The following is a 14715-nucleotide window of genomic DNA, read 5'->3' as shown; positions in this document are numbered from 1 at the left end:
GGCCGCGGCCAGCACGGTCAACCCAAGGGATGGGAGCAGATCAAGGTCCCTCCCCGTGGCCGTTTGTGTCACGGCGCAGTTGTCGTGGCGCAAACGAGCGCAGTCCGGGATAGCCTTGCTGTATATGGCTACCTATCGCAGCGCCTCAGTGCTTCTCTCCTCGGACGGCACCAGGACCCCCGGCACCGCCGCGCTCTTCGTCGAGCCCGCCCGCAAGGGTGGGATTCCGCCGTGGGCAGGCGACTTCCGACCCGCCAACAGCGCCGGCAATGGCCCCAAGAACGCGGTCGGGAAGACCTTTACGTTGGAGCTGCCCGACGGCAGCACCGGCAAGGTCGTGGTCCAGAGCCTCAAGCGCGGGAAGGGAGGCGTCGTGCTGGCGTTGATGGGCGAGGACGCACCCCCCTTCTGATCAGGAAACTGATCGCCGCCGACGGCACCGGCTGGAGAGGGACGGCATGCAACCCTGTCGATGTCAATGCGTTCGGATGGCCGCCGGGCGCATTGCCTGACCGGTGGCTGGGCATCGACGAAGTCAGGTGTACTGATCTGCCGCCGCTAATGCGCGGCGATTCTGAGACCCGGCTGGTGGTCAGGCAGCGTGGCGGGCGCGGCGGCGGGCTCGGATGAAGGCTGCATCGCCGCGCACGTCGCCCCACCAGGACCACGGAACGCTGGTCACGTACCGGCCGATCGACGCGAAGACCGGCGCGGCGTCGGCGTCGCGGCCAGTGCGCGCCAGCCCGTACGCCAAGTAGTTCACATCGTTGAGCCAGTCGGCGTGGCGGGTGGCCGGCTGGTGGAACCATCGCCACAGCGCGTCGTCGAGATCGGACTGCATGGCCGGGTCCTGCCGCCACCGCTGGCCGATCTCGTCGGCAGTGCTGCGCGGGGCCTCGCGTTCCTGCTCCCACAGCGCCCACTCGGCGGCTGCGCGCACCGGCAGCACGTGCAGCGGCGAGCCCGCAGGCGCTGCGGCGGCGACCGACCGGGCAAAGCCGAACATCTCCTCGTGCGAGCCACTCCACTTTCTGCAGTGGTAGGTCAGCTTCTGTATGTGCCCCTCCCGATGCCAGGGGTCCCGTCGGGTCAGCTCACTCCACGTCTCCTCGACGTCCTCCCGTGGCGCGCTCTGGTCGATCATGAGGTCCAGCCGGTTCACCCACGGTGTGGGATCCTCAGGTGCTAGCCGCATGGCCAGGTCGTTCACCTGTCTGGCCAGGTGCAGCAGGCGGTTGAACTCAGCCCACTGCTCTGGACGGACGGTGGCGGCCCAGTCTCCGCCGCGCACCTCCCAGGCTCGTGCCATCAGGGACCGAGCACGTACGAGCTGAGCATCCGGATTGCTGGGTGAGCCCGCCGCCCAGCGGTCGGTCCAGGCGGCCTCGGTGTCGACCCGGCCGGTCGTACGGTCGACCCGGGATCCCAACCCACGAGCGGTCGATTCGGCCAGCACGCGAACGTACCGCGCCCGGCGGTCGTAGTCACCCCGGGTGGCAGCCACAGCCTTCCGGGCCGGCCCGATGTCGGAGCCGTACCGCGCCTCCATGCACGCCTCGCGCAGTACGGCGTCGTCCTGCGCCAGGTTGGTGTCGATCTGGCGGGTGAGCAGCCGCCACACGGTCGAGATCATAATCGAGGATGGTAAACGTCGGCTCGCGTCCGCCGCAGGCCTGGACCCAGTTCCGCGCGAGCCGGTCACGCTGCTTTGCCACGTGCCCGAACAGCGGAATCCCGGAGCCATCGGCACGTGGCGACGGAACGGGCTGAGGCACGGAGGATCCACCACGGGAGCACGGCCGACACCTGAACGCTCCTTGCGCCATCGTCCGTGCACAACGCCGCCGCGGTCACCGCCGCTCGGCGCCACATGCCGGCCGCCCAATCCGGATCGTCGTCGCCGACTGCGCACTGCCCCGCCTCAACATCAGCTTCGGTGAGGCTCAGGTCAGATCTTCCGGCGCATCCGGATCTGCCGCTCCCGGCGTGCTGGCGTTCATCACCGGTGGTGACGCACGGTGATGTACGGCTGCCTATCCTGCTTCCGCTTCCGGTGTCATGTCTGCCGATCAACTCGTTCTGCGAGCCGCGGTGTCCGCCTTCTTGGGCCGTTACCGTGGCCAGACTCGCGTCCATACCGAGTCCGACCTGCGCGTCTTCCTCCGCTGGTGCACCGACCACGGCCTTGACCCGTTGGCTGCGGTTCGGGTGGACATCGAGCGGTACGTCCGCTGGCTGCAGGACGTACGCCGGTACCAGCCCTCGACGGTGTCGCGGCGCCTGTCGGTGGTGGTCGGGTTCTATATCTGCGTCATCGACGCCATCCTGGAGCACTCGCCGGCCGACTACGTTCGCCGGCCCACGGTGCCGGCCGAGTCACCGACCCTCGGACTGGGGCACCTGCAGTTCGAGGCCTTGATCACCACCGCCCGACAGTCCTCGAATCCGAACGACTTTGCCCTCGTCGCCCTTCTGTGCCTGCTCGAGCTGCGGAGCTTCGAAGCCTGCGGGGCGAATATCGGGGACCTGGGCGAGGAGCACGGCCACCGGGTTCTGCGCGTACACGGCAAGGGCGGCAAGGTCGTCCTCGTCCCGCTGCCGCCGGCGGTGGCCCGAGCTATCGGCCGGGCCGTCGGCGAGCGCACCAGCGGGCCGATCCTGCGCAACACTCACGGCGCGCGGATGGATCGGCACGCCGCCACCCGCCGGCTCAAGCACCTGGCCCACACGGCGGGGATCCGGATGCCGAGGATGCATCCCCACATGCTGCGCCACACGTTCGTGACCACGATGCTCGACGCCGGCGTCAGCCTCCGCGACGTGCAGATCGCCGCCCGTCACGCCGACCCGCGGACCACGATGCGTTATGACCGGGCCCGCAAGAACCTCGACCGGCACCCCAAATACATCCTGGCCGCGTATATGACCTCCGGGACGTAGCAAGCGCTCGCGGCTTTGCCGATGAGCGGATACCTGGGGCGCGACGCCCAGCCCGTGGGTATTGATCGTTGGGCTTATATTCGCCCGTGTGGCGTTGGCGGGTTGGCGCGGATGGCTGCGGCGGGGAGCGCGGGAGGACGCACCGCTGCGCCGGGTAGGGGCGGTCGTCGATGAGGCGGTGGATCTGTTCCGCGCCGGCCGTTTTGACGACGCGGTGGAAACGGGGCGCCGGGCTGTGGAGATGTTGCATGGCCTGGCAGCGCGGGACCGTGACACCGCTCTGCCCGCTCTCGTATTGGCATGCACCAACCTGTCCTACTACTTATCCGACGCTGGGCGGCCGGCGGAGGCGCTGGAGTGTGCCGAGGAGGCGGTCCGGCTGGCCCGGGAGCTTTACACCATCGACCGCCGCCACGAGGAGCAGCTCGCCGAGGCCCTTGGCGCGCTCACCAGCCGGCTTATGACTTCGGGCCGCGCGCCGGAGGCGCTGGCTGCCGGCCGTGAGGCGATGGCGCTGATGGACGCATACCCTGACGTCCTGCTGTCCCGGCTGCTCGAGCCCTACGCGATGGCGTTGGCGGCGACCGGTCACCACGCCGAGGCGCTGCAAGTCAGCGACCGCGCCCTACAGCTGCAGCGCGGGCTGGCCGCGGATCACCCGGTCGGCTCGGAGATGCACAACGCCCTGGGGAGGGTCTTGAGCCTCCACGCCAACCGGCTGTACGAGGCAGGGCGGTGGGAGGAGGCGGTCGAGGTCGGCGCCGAGACGGTCGCGCATTTCCGTGAGTCGATGACGCACAGCCGGCCGCGGCGTCTCGTCTACTTGGTGATTGCCTTGAAGAACCAGGCGGTTTGCCTGGCGGGGGTACGACGACCGGCGGAGGCTCTGGCGGCGGCCGCGGAGGCGGTCGAACTGAGTCGTGAACTGATCGCCGCCCAGCCCGAGGTGCATCATCCGCTGCTCGCCTCGTGCCTGGACACGTACGGCGGGCGGCTCAGCGACATGGACCGGGAAGCGGAGGCCGTGGCCGCGACCGATGAGGCGGTTCAGCTGTATCGCAAACTGGCCGCTGTCGACCGGGGTGCCTACCTGTCGAGGCTGGCCGAGGCGGTGAGCAACCTTGGAGCCGTCACCGAGGATCGAAAGGCCAGCCTCGCGCTCACGACAGAGGCTGTGCAGATGCGCCGGGAGCTCGTTGCTGACAACCGGGCCGGGCACCTGCGCGAGCTGGCGCTGTCGCTGTCGAACCTGGCTAACGGGCTGTCCGAGTCCGGCCGGCTCGACGAGGCCCTGGCCGTTGGCGAGGAGACCCTCGAACTGCAGCGCGAGTTCGCGGCGGCGAACCGGCCCGCAATCCTGTCGCGACACGCAGAGATGCTGAGGCGACAGGCGGTACGGCTGGACGACGCAGGCCGCACGATCGAGGCGTTGGCGCTCGGCGAGGAAGCTGTCGCAGTCACTCGCGAGGCGGTCGCCGGCAACCGGGCCGCCAATCTCAAGATTTTGTCGTTTGCGCTCGAGGATCAGGCGGCACGGCTCGAGAATCTGCCCCGTCTCGGTGCACGGCAGGCGCGACGGCACGGGGCCACGCCGAGCTACAGCAAGAAGAAGGCGCGCAATGCGCAGGTCATGGCGCGGGAGGCGGAGGAGTTGTGGGCGGAGTACCAACAAGGAGGTTCCGCCTCCGGCTGAGCGAGGGCACGGCGTCCGCTCAGCGGCTTCAGTCGGCTAGCATCACCGCCCCGACCGGGTGGATGGCAGAGACAAAGGACGCAACCGCGACGACAAGACCGGGTCAGGCTCTCGCCCAAGCCGTAGCGTTGATCGCCTACGGCCGGTCCGTGGAAGGCCGACGAGCACTTGCCCGCGCCATGAATCCCGAACCAGCGCTGCCCTAACCCTGGCTACGCACCCTCGTCACCCCACCTCAACAACGACTGACAGATCCGCTCATAGCCGCGATCCGGGCAGGCGACCCCGACGGCCTCGTCGAAATGGCTCTATGCTGCTTCGATGCAACCCCGCTTGATCAATCAGGTGTGGCTGCCCGGCATTCGGCATGTTACGCAGGCAACTGGCCTTGGCTGGGCAGTCACCGAGTCCGCCAGCGTCATCGTGAACCTGTTCGACCACGACCTGCGCCGCGTGGCGCGATTTGCGGTGCCTGTCGACGACCCGCGGATGAACGTTGGTGCCACTAGCCAGCTCGTCGTAGCGGGCGATAAGCACCAGATTGTTGTTCTTGACCACAACGGCGCAGTTCACTGGCGTAGCAGCTGGGATCGACTCGGCGGCAGTGCCACCGTCGGCGCCGACTTCGACCTGGACGGCGACGACATCCTCTGGGTCCGTCTGGCCGGCACCAAGGAACTTGTCGCCATCCACGCCGTGACCGGCAAGGAGATCCACCGCACGCCGCTGCCCGGCCCCGAGGCTGCTTGGTTCGTGCACCGTCCCGCGGACACCTGGACCGGCTTGACGCTGCCCCATCCCGAGCCGTCACCCTCCATGCTCATCGGTCTTAACGCCGAACACATCGTGCTGCGACCGCTGGCCGGTGACGACCTCGCCGGGTTCAGTCCAGCAGGCGACCGCTATCTGACCACGGCATTCAATGGCTTCCTGTCCGTCCGCAACGTCACCACCGACAACGTGATCGCGGAGCGACACCTCGAGGACCTGCCAGACTCGCCACCGGGCTGGCGATACGTGGATCGAGCCGTCTTCCTCACCGACGAACTGATCCTGATCGCTGTCAGCACCGCAGACCTGCCGGACGACGCCGAAGGCCATCTACTGCTGTCGGCGCGCAGGCTGCGATGCCGTTCTCAGGTGCGATACCCGCACCCCCACGGATTCGGCTCCATCCACCCTGCACAGCAGCCAGGCCGATGGCTCACCCGCCATCATGAGGAGCACCTGCTTCGGCTGTGGCAGCTCGACGGTCGCCTCGACGACGAGCCGCTGCCGGGCCAAATCGCGCTGCTCTGACCGCACAACGCTGCGCCGGCCATGCCCGTTCGAGGGGAACGTCCGACGCCCGGATCTGCCGAGGTCTGTGTGCGTCAGCCGCGCATGGCCCCTCACTGCGGGTGGTCGGCGCTTCGCGACGCTCGGGCATCCTGAACTGCCGATGTGCGGATGTCGCGGTGGCGAGCGGCGTAGGCGGTCGTGGCGGTCTTTGCCGATCAGCTGGCCAGCTTCTCAAAGAGTTCGTTCGGCGTGTCGTAGTACCTCGTCGTCTGGCCGAAGTGCGTCATGCCGAGCCGCCGGCAGACGGCCTGGGAGGCATGGTTGTCCGGATCCGTGACCGCGATGACCCTCGCCAGACCCCGGCTGAACGCGTCGTCCAGGACCGCCGCCGCTGCTTCGGTGGCGTAGCCGTGCCCCCAGGCGTCCGGATGCAGGTGCCAGCCGATCTCGACATCGGTCGGCCCGCCGGCCGGTTCCCCGGCCGACAGGGGAATCGGCTTGAGCAGGAGGTTTCCCACCAGCCGGCCGTCCGCCGCTGTGGTGATGGCCCAGATCCCGTGGATCGGATCATCGATGGCGCATCGGCGTGCGATCGAGGCGAGGGCATCCTCGCGGTTGTTCATGATCGTGGGCTGCGCGCCCAAGAATCGCACGACCTCCCAGCGCGACTCGAGATCCAGAAGAAAGTCGGCGTCCTCATCGCGCCAGGGGCGCAGCAGGAGGCGGTCGCTCGCGATGGTGCGCATGCGACCTAATCTAGCCAGCGCCGAGCAACGCGCCTCAACCCGATTTCCTTCGCACGCATCTGCCGCCGTCCGTGCGCGTCAGCCGCGCGTGGCCCGCACTACGGGTGGTCGGCGTTTCGCGATGCTCGGGCATCCTGAACTGCCGATGAGAGGGTGCCGGGCTTGCCTCCGCAGGTGTCAGTGAAGGTCGTTAAGCAGACTCGCTGAATGCCGTTTGCCGCAAATTTCCAGATCGACCTATCGGTGTCGGCGTTAGTCGTAGAGGAGTCGCGGCATCCGAGGTTGCAGCGCGCCGCGGCGGAGAAGGGCTAGAAATATTGCCCGCAGGATCGACTACTGATGTCGGCTCGTGTCCAGTAGGTTGCTTCCATGTTCTCGTCCTTCATGGCAGCTGCCGCGGAAGACTCAGCTTTGTCCGCAAGCAAACTGGTTACGCCCGCCGTCGCCGCCCTACTCGGCTTTATTAGCGGCTATTTTTTGGAAATAATCAAATCGAAACGCGGCTCTCGGACGATCTTGGCGTGGGATTTGAAGGTTGAAGAACCGGAAATTAGTTATGGTGCAACTCAAGCTGATCGCATAAAAATAAGCTACCGCGGTCGTGAAGTCGACCGCTTGGTCAACGTCCGTTATACACTCACCAACTCCGGGAATACTTCTATCAAGAATCAGTTGGTAAGGTTCGATCTGCCGAAAGACGCCAAGATTTTGCAGCGCGAACTAGATCCTGGTCCCGAACCAGAGCTTGGCGTGCGAGACATCACGGGCCAAGATCCCGCATTCGTTGGACCACGATACAAGATCAGTCAGCTAGATCCTGGCGATTCGGTTTCTTTTACCTTCGCGGCGGACGGGGGATCGTGGCATAGCTGGAAGGGTGCCAAGCTTCGCAACGAAGAAAGTGAGGTCGTATACGAGCGTCGAGATGTGGCACTACATCGTGATGATCAGACTCATGTGGCTCCATTCCTGTTCGGTCTTGCGTCGATTTTGATCGTCACAACACTCGCGGGGGCGACATCGCTAGCCATATGGATCCTGGGCAAATTCTATTTGATTGAGCTGGCGTACCTCGGAATTATCGTCCTGCTAACCATCCTGTTTGCAGCCGTAGCTGCATACTTGCTGTCGCACGCGCGCCGCGCAACAAGATCTATCGCGCAACGGTTGGCGGCGAGCAGTCGTGGTGATGCGTCTCTTGCGGCTCACGGCGAGAGAAGTTGGTTTGCGTATGCGCCAAACGGTGTAATCCGAATTCAACCTCCTGAACCGGGCCAGGATGGAGATGGCTCCGCATAAATTCCCCGTGAAGCATCCCGGCGTAGAGTCAGCGTCTCGGCGTACGGCGTTACGATCGCCACGGGCTGCTGTAGAAGTTGCGGTGCCGGTCCGCCGGGAGCCCGGTCTCCGTGACTATCACCCCCGCTCCACCCCGATGGACGGGCCCGGGCCGTACTGGCCGGTAGCGACCCGTTGGTCGATGGCGCGCCCAGCACGGATAGCGTCGAGATCGTTTCACCAATTCTCTCCCACCCACTCGTAGACGTTAGCCACGCCGACGATGCCCTCGCACTCGTACAGGCCGAGGCGCCGCTCATAGTTTCGGCCCTCGAAGTCATCGAGGCGAGGCCAGATCGTCGGCAGCTCGGCGGAGGTGAACAACGCCGCCGGAACCCTCTGCCCGGACACGTCGGCCTCGAAGGCGGGAGAGCTGGACTGGTTGCGCAGCCACCCGGTCAGCGTGATCTCGGTCCAGTCGCCGGCGACACTGACTTCGTCCTGGTTGGGCTGAGCTGGCCGCAGCGTCCCGTAGGCGGCGAGCCTGTGGGAAGGCCGGACAAGCACAGCGTCGACGATTGCCTCGAGGATGGGAAGGACGAGCCGCCCCACCGCCTGGTTCCGCTCGCGCCGCTGCACGTCAGGTCCAGACGGCGTCTTCTCTCCGTGCTGGATGTTGTTCCGGACCACCAGCACCGCGCGGATCAGCTTGTTCAGCGTCTGCGCCGTGCCAGATTTCCGCTCCTCCCAACGCAGCCAGCTATCGCGAAACTCCCGGTGCTGCCTCGACGCGCCGTGGACAACCGGCTCGGTCAGATCCGCGATCCGCTGACTCATGCCCGGCGATCCATGATCGAGGACCAGGGCTCGAAGCGGGCAAACGCCGCCACCGCTGGGTGGCCAAGCAGACCGCGTTGGTTCGCGGCAGTCATCTCAAGAAGCAGGTTCTGGTGCTTGATCGATTCGGTGCGTCGGCCAGGCGCGTTTGGCCGATCCGGATGCGGAGAAAGCGGGGGCATCGTGCCGTCGAGACAATTCGCCAGCTGATTGAGCGCCCGGAAGTAGTCGGCGCATGCGGCCAGCTCCCAGCGGGCCCGACGTCGAGGCGCGGCTCGAGCATCGTTGATCAAATCCAGTACGACGAGCAAACCGTCACGCAGCGACGGGCTCTGCCACCAATGGTCTCCGCCCACGGCACCGAGTATCCCGACGCCGACACTTCCGTCAACACGCAACCTGAACCCAACCTCTGACCACGTGCGCCCGGATGGCGCTCAAGATTTTTACGGCCAGTCGTGTTCCCAAGCGACCCGCCCAGGGATCAACTGGATGGGCGCGGCCCTTCCAAGATCATGGGTGAGGCTGAGGATGGCGAAGGGCCTGCTCATGTAGCGGCAGGCCAAGCAGGTCGCTTCGGTGATGTCGGTGCGTCCGGCCAGGCGTAACGCGCCGACTGCGAGGTTGCGGAGGGACGCCATGGCGCGGGGGCGGGAGCGGGTACGGGTGCGGATGCGTGAGTGGTGAGACTTGGGTCCCATGGCAACCTTCTGAGCAGGTCTTTCTGCTCGGTGACCTTTTCGGCGAGCTCGAAGGGGTCAGCTCCGGTGGGTTGCATGATCGCTCGGGTGACGTCCTCTTTTGCCGAGAAGAGTGCATGCCTCGGGTGTGCGGATCGTCCTGTCGGTCTGCGGTAATCCGTGCGACCTTGATGGTGAAGATGGGTCGCGCCGGGCGGTCCGAGGCGGCCCTGGCCTAGGTGTCCTGCGGACGCGGTTTGGTGGTGGCGCGGTGGTAGCGGCCGGCGAGTGTACGCACGAGTTCGACGAGTTCCGCGGGTTTGGTCACGGTGAAGTCGACGCCGAGCAGGCCGAGGTGGACGGCGAGCGCCTCGATGCTGTCCGCGCCGGTGTCCAGCAGACAGCGGGTGTCGTCGACCGACGTGATGGTGCCGATGGCGGGGTTGATCCGCTCGGCGAGCTGTTCGGCCGGTGCGTGTACGACGACCTGGGCTCGGTACCGCCAGGTGGCTGACGACACGCCCCGGCGTACCTGGTCGACGGCTTCCTCGGGGAGATCGCGGGGGGTGAATCGGGGACCTGTTGGGGTGCGTGGGTGGAGCCGGTCCACCCGGAACGTCCGCCAGTCAGCTCGCTCGACGTCGAACGCGACGAGGTACCACCGTCGTCCCCAGTTGACCAGCCGGTACGGCTCGACCTCGCGCCGGCTCTCGGAGCCGTCGTGGCTTCGGTAGTCGAATCGCAGGCGCTCGTGGTCCCGGCAGGCGGCGGCGAGGGCGCTCAGTGTGTCGGCGTCTACCCGTGGGCCCAGGTCGTCCCGCGGCACCGCGACGGCGTACCGCTGGAGGGCGTTGACACGGCGCCGGAGGCGGGCTGGCAGCACCTGCTCCAACGCCCCGAAACGGATTGAGTACCGGGTATCCGCACCGTCAGCCCCGGGCGCACGCGCACCCTCTCGATCCTCGGGTGCCGGGTCCTGTCGCCGCCGGCCTCACCCAGTTGTCACGCGCGAGGCAGCGATCCGCTGCGTGCCATTTCGGAATTCTTCTGACGTAATGTCCGCATCACCGAGAGTCGCTCGCATGCGGCCGTGAGACCGGATACTGCCCGACCGTGACTCGAACCTCTCGTGTGGGTTGGCGGCGCAGAGATCACTCCGAGTCGACGTACGCTGACCAGGAACGAGGAGGAGCCGAGGTGATCCGAGTACTGCTGGCCGAGGACGTGCGCGTGCTGCGGGAGGCGCTGGCGGAGCTGCTGGGTCACGAGGACGACATCGAGGTCGTTGCGGCGGTCGACCGGGGCGATGCGGTCGTGCCGGCCGCGGTGCGGCACCGGCCGGACGTCGCGGTGATCGACATCGAGATGCCCGGCATCGACGGCCTCGATGCGGCCGCGCGCCTGCGGCGGGAGCTGCCCACCTGCCGGACCCTGGTACTGACCGGGATCGGCGGCCCGGCCACCCTGCGACGCGGAGTGCAGGCGCAGGTAGCAGGGTTCATGCTCAAGGACTCGGGGCCACGCGAGGTCGCCGACGCGATCCGTACCGTGGCCGCCGGTGGACGGGTGCTCGACCCGCAGCTGGCCTACGTGGCGCTCGGCTCGACCGACAGCCCGCTCACCGAGCGGGAGACCGAGGTGCTCCGGCTCACCGCCTCAGGCGCGACGCCGCGGGAGGTCGCCGCCAGCCTCTACCTGACGTACGGCACGGTCCGGAACTACCTGGCCTCAGCGGTCACCAAGCTCGACGCCCGCAACCGGGTCGACGCGATCCGGATCGCGGCCGAGGCGGGTTGGCTGTAGCCGTCCCGGCCGCCCGGCCCGCAGAGGTACGTCGGCGGCGAGGACGAACGCGTCCCCGTGGGTCTCCGTACTGAGCCGTCCGCCGGCCGCGGTGAGTCGGGCGCTCAGGCCGACCAGGCCGGTGCCGGTCCGGTGGGTGGTGTCCGCGTCGCCGACGCCGTCGTTGACGACGAGCAACGTCGCCGTACCGGCCCGTACGGTCAGGGTGATCGTGCAGGTACTCGCGGCGGCGTGGCGCACGACGTTGGTGACCGCCTCCCGCAGCACGGTCGCCAGCAGCATGTCGACGCCGGCCGGTACGGAGCTGGTGTCCGCGGTCGCCTCGCCCCGGATTTCCGAGGCGTCGAGCAGGGACCTGGCGGCCCGGAGTTCCGCGGCGAAGTCCAGCTGGTGGGTGTCCGCGGTGACCGCGCGAAGCTCCGCGAGGCCGCGTTCGGCGAGCCGGCCGAGTTCGGCGATCTCGGACCGGGCCCGGGCCCGGTCGGTGCCGAGCAGTCGCACGATCAGCTCGCACTTCAGGCCGATGCCGGTCACGCTGAACCCGAGCAGGTCGTGCACGTCGCGCGCGACCCGGAGCCGTTCGCGTACCACGGCCAGCCGGGCGAGGCCATCGCGCGCCTCGGTGAGTTCTCGCGCGAGCTCCGGCAGCCGGCAGTAGGCGTACACCTGGAGAAGGGTCGCGGTCAGGCTCGCGACCAGGTAGACGCGGTCGCCGAGGGTGGTTGTCGGCGGCTGCATCAGCAGCAGTTCCACCAACACGACCGCCAGCACGCCGGCGGAGAAGACGGGACGGCACCGGTAGAGCACCGCGCCGGCGACCAGCACGATCACCGGGGCGAAGTGCGGCCCGGTGAGCGCGACCACGACCATCAGCAGGACGAGGTGGCCGGGCAGCGTCCACCGCCACCACCGCGGTACGCGACCGCCCACCCGCGGCGCGCCGTGGTACATCTGCAGACCGACGGATCCGGCCAGAACCAGCACCGCGAGCGCCCACCCGGCGGCACCCGGCCGGACGTAGAAGGCGAGGTTCACCAGGACGAGCAGGGCGCAGCCGATCGTCGTGGCCAGGGTGAACGACCGGGCGAGCCGTGGCGAGATCGTGGTCGCCGGCGCGGTGTCCGTACCGGTCGGACGCGGGGGCATCGCGCGCCGGAGATCGGTGATGGACCGCGCGGTGTGCGCCGCGTGCCGGGCGTGCGCGGCGATCTCGGCCAGCCGTGCCGGGGCATCCGGGTCGTCGATGCCGTGTCCGCTCAGCCGGCGTACCGCGGACAGGTCCGCGCCCAGCACCGTACGCAGGTGTTCGGCGGTGTCGAGGCGTTCCGCCGCCACCGCGAGCGCCGTGTACTCGGTCCGCTCGGCTGCGACGCGCCGGGTCAGGTCGGTCAGCACCACCACACCGAACAGGCTCAACCCGACTAGGACGTCGATGACCAGCCGGCCGACCAGGGCAAGCCCGGCCACTCCGGGTTCCTGGAACGCCGCGCTCAGGCCGATGTCCACCGCGACCGCGAGTACCGACAGCGGCCAGGAGACCCGGCGCGGTGCGGCGAACAGCAGCGAGGCGACCACGACACCGGCGACCGGGCCCCACACCCCGCCCACCACGACGTACGGGGCGAACGCCAGGACGGCCTGGGCGGTCAGCACGGCGGCGGTGGCACGGGCGGACAGGCGCCGGGTCGCGGTCACGAACAGCAGCGCGGCGAGCCCGCCGATCGCCGCTACAGCGACCCCGGTGGGCACCCTGGAAGCTGCTGACGGTCCGTAGTCGCCGGAGAAGACGAATCCGCTGCGGCCCACGAACCAGGCGGCGAGCGTGACGGTCAGCAGTACGAGTGCCAGCTGCGGTCTTGCTCGCACTCCGCCTCCCTGACCTCGACGAACTGCATAGTGCACGGGTCGCTCGTGCAGTGTCAACGCGGGTTGCGGGCACTGTGCCGGCCGACCGGTGCGTCACGCACTGTCGTCGGCGCCGCGGTCACCGCAGGCTGGTGCCATGACGAACAACGACACCGAGATCCGGCCTTTCCGGGTCTCCGTGCCCGATGCCGATCTCGCCGATCTGCGGGACCGGCTGGACCGTGTCCGGTGGACCGACCCGGCGCCGGATGCCGGCTACGGGGTGGATCTGGCCGACCTGCGCCGGCTGGTCGAACACTGGCGGTCCGGTTTCAATTGGCGCGCACAGGAAGCGAGGATCAACGAACATCCCCAGTTCACCACCACGATCGACGGCCAGAACATCCACTTCCTGCACGTACGGTCGCCGGAATCCAGTGCGGCGCCGCTGATCCTGACTCACGGGTGGCCGGGATCGGTGGTGGAGTTCCTGGACCTGATCGGTCCGCTGACCGATCCGGCCGCGCACGGCGGGGATCCGGCGGACGCGTTCCACCTGGTGATCCCGTCCCTGCCGGGCTTCGGTTTCTCCGGGCCGACCACCGAGGCCGGCTGGGGCAGCGACCGTACGGCGGCGGCCTGGGCGGAGCTGATGGCGCGCCTCGGCTACGAGCGGTACGGGGCGCACGGCAACGATGCGGGGTCGATGATCTCGCCGCGGCTGGCCGCGTACGCCGGCGAGCGCGTGCTCGGCGTCCACGTCACGCAGGTGTTCTCGTTCCCGTCCGGCGACCCGGCCGAGTTCGCCGGCATGTCCGAGCGGGACATGGCCCAGATGCAGCAGTTGCAGTGGTTCATGGCGGCGAAGTTCTCGTTCAACCAGCTCCAGTCGCAGCAGCCGCAGACGCTCGCGCACGCGCTGGCCGACTCGCCGGCCGGCCTGCTCGGTTGGAACCTGCAGCTGATGGACGACGAGGCGATGGGCGGGCGGCGGCTCGACGACGACTTCGTCCTGACCAACACGGCCATCTACTGGCTCACCAACACCGGCGGCTCCGCGATCCGCTTCTACCGCGAGGACGCCAACGCCGACAGCGCGCCCGCCGAGCCCAGTACGTTTCCGCTCGGCCTGGCCGGTTTCGCCGGAGACTTCTCGGGCGTCCGGAAGTTCGCCGAGCGCGACCACACGAACATCGTCCAGTGGAACCTCTACGAGGCCCGCGGCGGCCACTACGCCGCGCACCTGGAACCGGAGCTGATGGTCTCCGACATCCGGGGTTTCTTCCGCGCCCTGCGACCGACTGCCAAGAACAGCAAGACCCATGACGAACACCAGACAGGAGGAGCATCACGATGAGTGACGAGATCACGCCGTTCCGCATCGACATCCCCCAGGCCGACCTCGACGATCTCCAGCAGCGGCTGGCCCGGACCCGGTGGGCGGAGGAACTGCCCGGGGGCGAGTCGGCGCCGGCCGGCCCGGTGCCGCCCGGTTGGGAGTACGGCGTACCGGTGGGCTACGTCAAGCAGTTGGTCGAGTGGTGGCGCACCAGCTACGACTGGCGGGCCTGGGAGGCGAAGCTGAACGCGTACCCGCAGTTCACGACGGAGA

The 14715-nt window shown here is 68.1% G+C and carries 14 protein-coding genes; 8 read left to right on the top strand and 6 right to left on the bottom strand.

Annotation, left to right across the window (positions count from 1 at the left end):
- Positions 1-124: 124 nt before the first annotated feature.
- Positions 125-412 (top strand): hypothetical protein, encoded by a 288-nt coding sequence (locus ACY34I_RS38175; protein ID WP_255472549.1) that lies wholly within the window; start codon positions 125-127, stop codon positions 410-412.
- Between the two features lie 180 nt (positions 413-592).
- On the opposite strand, the gene ACY34I_RS38170 is transcribed toward ACY34I_RS38175, so the two are convergent.
- Positions 593-1633 carry a DUF4034 domain-containing protein gene (locus ACY34I_RS38170; RefSeq protein WP_148802479.1) on the bottom strand — a complete coding sequence of 347 codons (1041 nt, stop codon included), beginning with the start codon at positions 1631-1633 and terminating at the stop codon, positions 593-595.
- A 458-nt stretch (positions 1634-2091) separates the two neighbouring features.
- Here ACY34I_RS38170 and ACY34I_RS38165 point away from each other — a divergent pair, with 458 nt between their 5' ends.
- The 3 genes from ACY34I_RS38165 (at position 2092) to ACY34I_RS38155 (ending at position 5932) form a co-directional block, all read left to right on the top strand.
- Positions 2092-2940, top strand: a complete 849-nt coding sequence (locus tag ACY34I_RS38165) for a tyrosine-type recombinase/integrase (RefSeq protein WP_462760053.1) — start codon at positions 2092-2094, stop codon at positions 2938-2940.
- 88 nt (positions 2941-3028) lie between these two features.
- Positions 3029-4633, top strand: coding sequence for a tetratricopeptide repeat protein (locus tag ACY34I_RS38160; RefSeq protein ID WP_462760051.1), 1605 nt, complete (start codon positions 3029-3031; stop codon positions 4631-4633).
- Positions 4634-4954: 321 nt separating this feature from the next.
- A complete protein-coding gene (locus ACY34I_RS38155) occupies positions 4955-5932 on the top strand; it encodes a hypothetical protein (protein ID WP_462760050.1) in 978 nt (325 codons plus the stop codon).
- A gap of 197 nt (positions 5933-6129) precedes the next feature.
- Here the strand turns inward: ACY34I_RS38155 and ACY34I_RS38150 are convergent, their stop codons facing one another.
- Entirely contained in the window at positions 6130-6660 is a 531-nt protein-coding gene (locus tag ACY34I_RS38150; protein ID WP_148802473.1) for a GNAT family N-acetyltransferase, read from the bottom strand.
- Positions 6661-7029: 369 nt separating this feature from the next.
- Here ACY34I_RS38150 and ACY34I_RS38145 point away from each other — a divergent pair, with 369 nt between their 5' ends.
- Positions 7030-7959 carry a hypothetical protein gene (locus tag ACY34I_RS38145; protein WP_462760049.1) on the top strand — a complete coding sequence of 310 codons (930 nt, stop codon included), beginning with the start codon at positions 7030-7032 and terminating at the stop codon, positions 7957-7959.
- Between the two features lie 216 nt (positions 7960-8175).
- Here the strand turns inward: ACY34I_RS38145 and ACY34I_RS38140 are convergent, their stop codons facing one another.
- The 3 genes from ACY34I_RS38140 to ACY34I_RS38130 form a co-directional block, all read right to left on the bottom strand.
- Entirely contained in the window at positions 8176-8775 is a 600-nt protein-coding gene (locus ACY34I_RS38140; RefSeq protein WP_462760048.1) for a gamma-glutamylcyclotransferase family protein, read from the bottom strand.
- Positions 8772-9131, bottom strand: coding sequence for a hypothetical protein (locus ACY34I_RS38135; protein WP_462760047.1), 360 nt, complete (start codon positions 9129-9131; stop codon positions 8772-8774). Before ACY34I_RS38135 ends, ACY34I_RS38140 begins: the two co-directional genes overlap by 4 nt.
- 559 nt (positions 9132-9690) lie before the next feature.
- A complete protein-coding gene (locus ACY34I_RS38130; RefSeq protein WP_462760046.1) occupies positions 9691-10338 on the bottom strand; it encodes a helix-turn-helix transcriptional regulator in 648 nt (215 codons plus the stop codon).
- Positions 10339-10652: 314 nt separating this feature from the next.
- Between ACY34I_RS38130 and ACY34I_RS38125 the strand changes: the two genes are divergently transcribed.
- Entirely contained in the window at positions 10653-11258 is a 606-nt protein-coding gene (locus tag ACY34I_RS38125; protein ID WP_148801740.1) for a response regulator transcription factor, read from the top strand.
- Here the strand turns inward: ACY34I_RS38125 and ACY34I_RS38120 are convergent.
- Positions 11184-13124 (bottom strand): sensor histidine kinase, encoded by a 1941-nt coding sequence (locus ACY34I_RS38120; RefSeq protein ID WP_462760045.1) that lies wholly within the window; start codon positions 13122-13124, stop codon positions 11184-11186. The genes ACY34I_RS38125 and ACY34I_RS38120 overlap by 75 nt on opposite strands.
- Before the next feature lie 136 nt (positions 13125-13260).
- Here ACY34I_RS38120 and ACY34I_RS38115 point away from each other — a divergent pair, with 136 nt between their 5' ends.
- The gene (locus ACY34I_RS38115; RefSeq protein ID WP_462760044.1) at positions 13261-14460 is read left to right on the top strand and encodes an epoxide hydrolase family protein; all 1200 of its coding nucleotides are present in this window, start codon (positions 13261-13263) and stop codon (positions 14458-14460) included.
- On the top strand, positions 14457-14715 hold a 259-nt coding region (locus ACY34I_RS38110), incomplete at its 3' end, for an epoxide hydrolase N-terminal domain-containing protein (RefSeq protein ID WP_462760043.1). The genes ACY34I_RS38115 and ACY34I_RS38110, both read left to right, overlap by 4 nt.

Source organism: Micromonospora sp. RTBAU3-60, assembly GCF_054963695.1.
This window is presented reverse-complemented; position numbering and strand designations above follow the sequence as displayed.

Coding starts and splice junctions, on each gene's coding strand:
- ACY34I_RS38175 (WP_255472549.1), top strand. CDS start 125: ATGGCTACCTATCGCAGCGCCTCAGTGCTTCTCTCCTCGGACGGCACC.
- ACY34I_RS38170 (WP_148802479.1), bottom strand. CDS start 1,633: ATGATCTCGACCGTGTGGCGGCTGCTCACCCGCCAGATCGACACCAAC.
- ACY34I_RS38155 (WP_462760050.1), top strand. CDS start 4,955: ATGCAACCCCGCTTGATCAATCAGGTGTGGCTGCCCGGCATTCGGCAT.
- ACY34I_RS38150 (WP_148802473.1), bottom strand. CDS start 6,660: ATGCGCACCATCGCGAGCGACCGCCTCCTGCTGCGCCCCTGGCGCGAT.
- ACY34I_RS38145 (WP_462760049.1), top strand. CDS start 7,030: ATGTTCTCGTCCTTCATGGCAGCTGCCGCGGAAGACTCAGCTTTGTCC.
- ACY34I_RS38140 (WP_462760048.1), bottom strand. CDS start 8,775: ATGAGTCAGCGGATCGCGGATCTGACCGAGCCGGTTGTCCACGGCGCG.
- ACY34I_RS38115 (WP_462760044.1), top strand. CDS start 13,261: ATGACGAACAACGACACCGAGATCCGGCCTTTCCGGGTCTCCGTGCCC.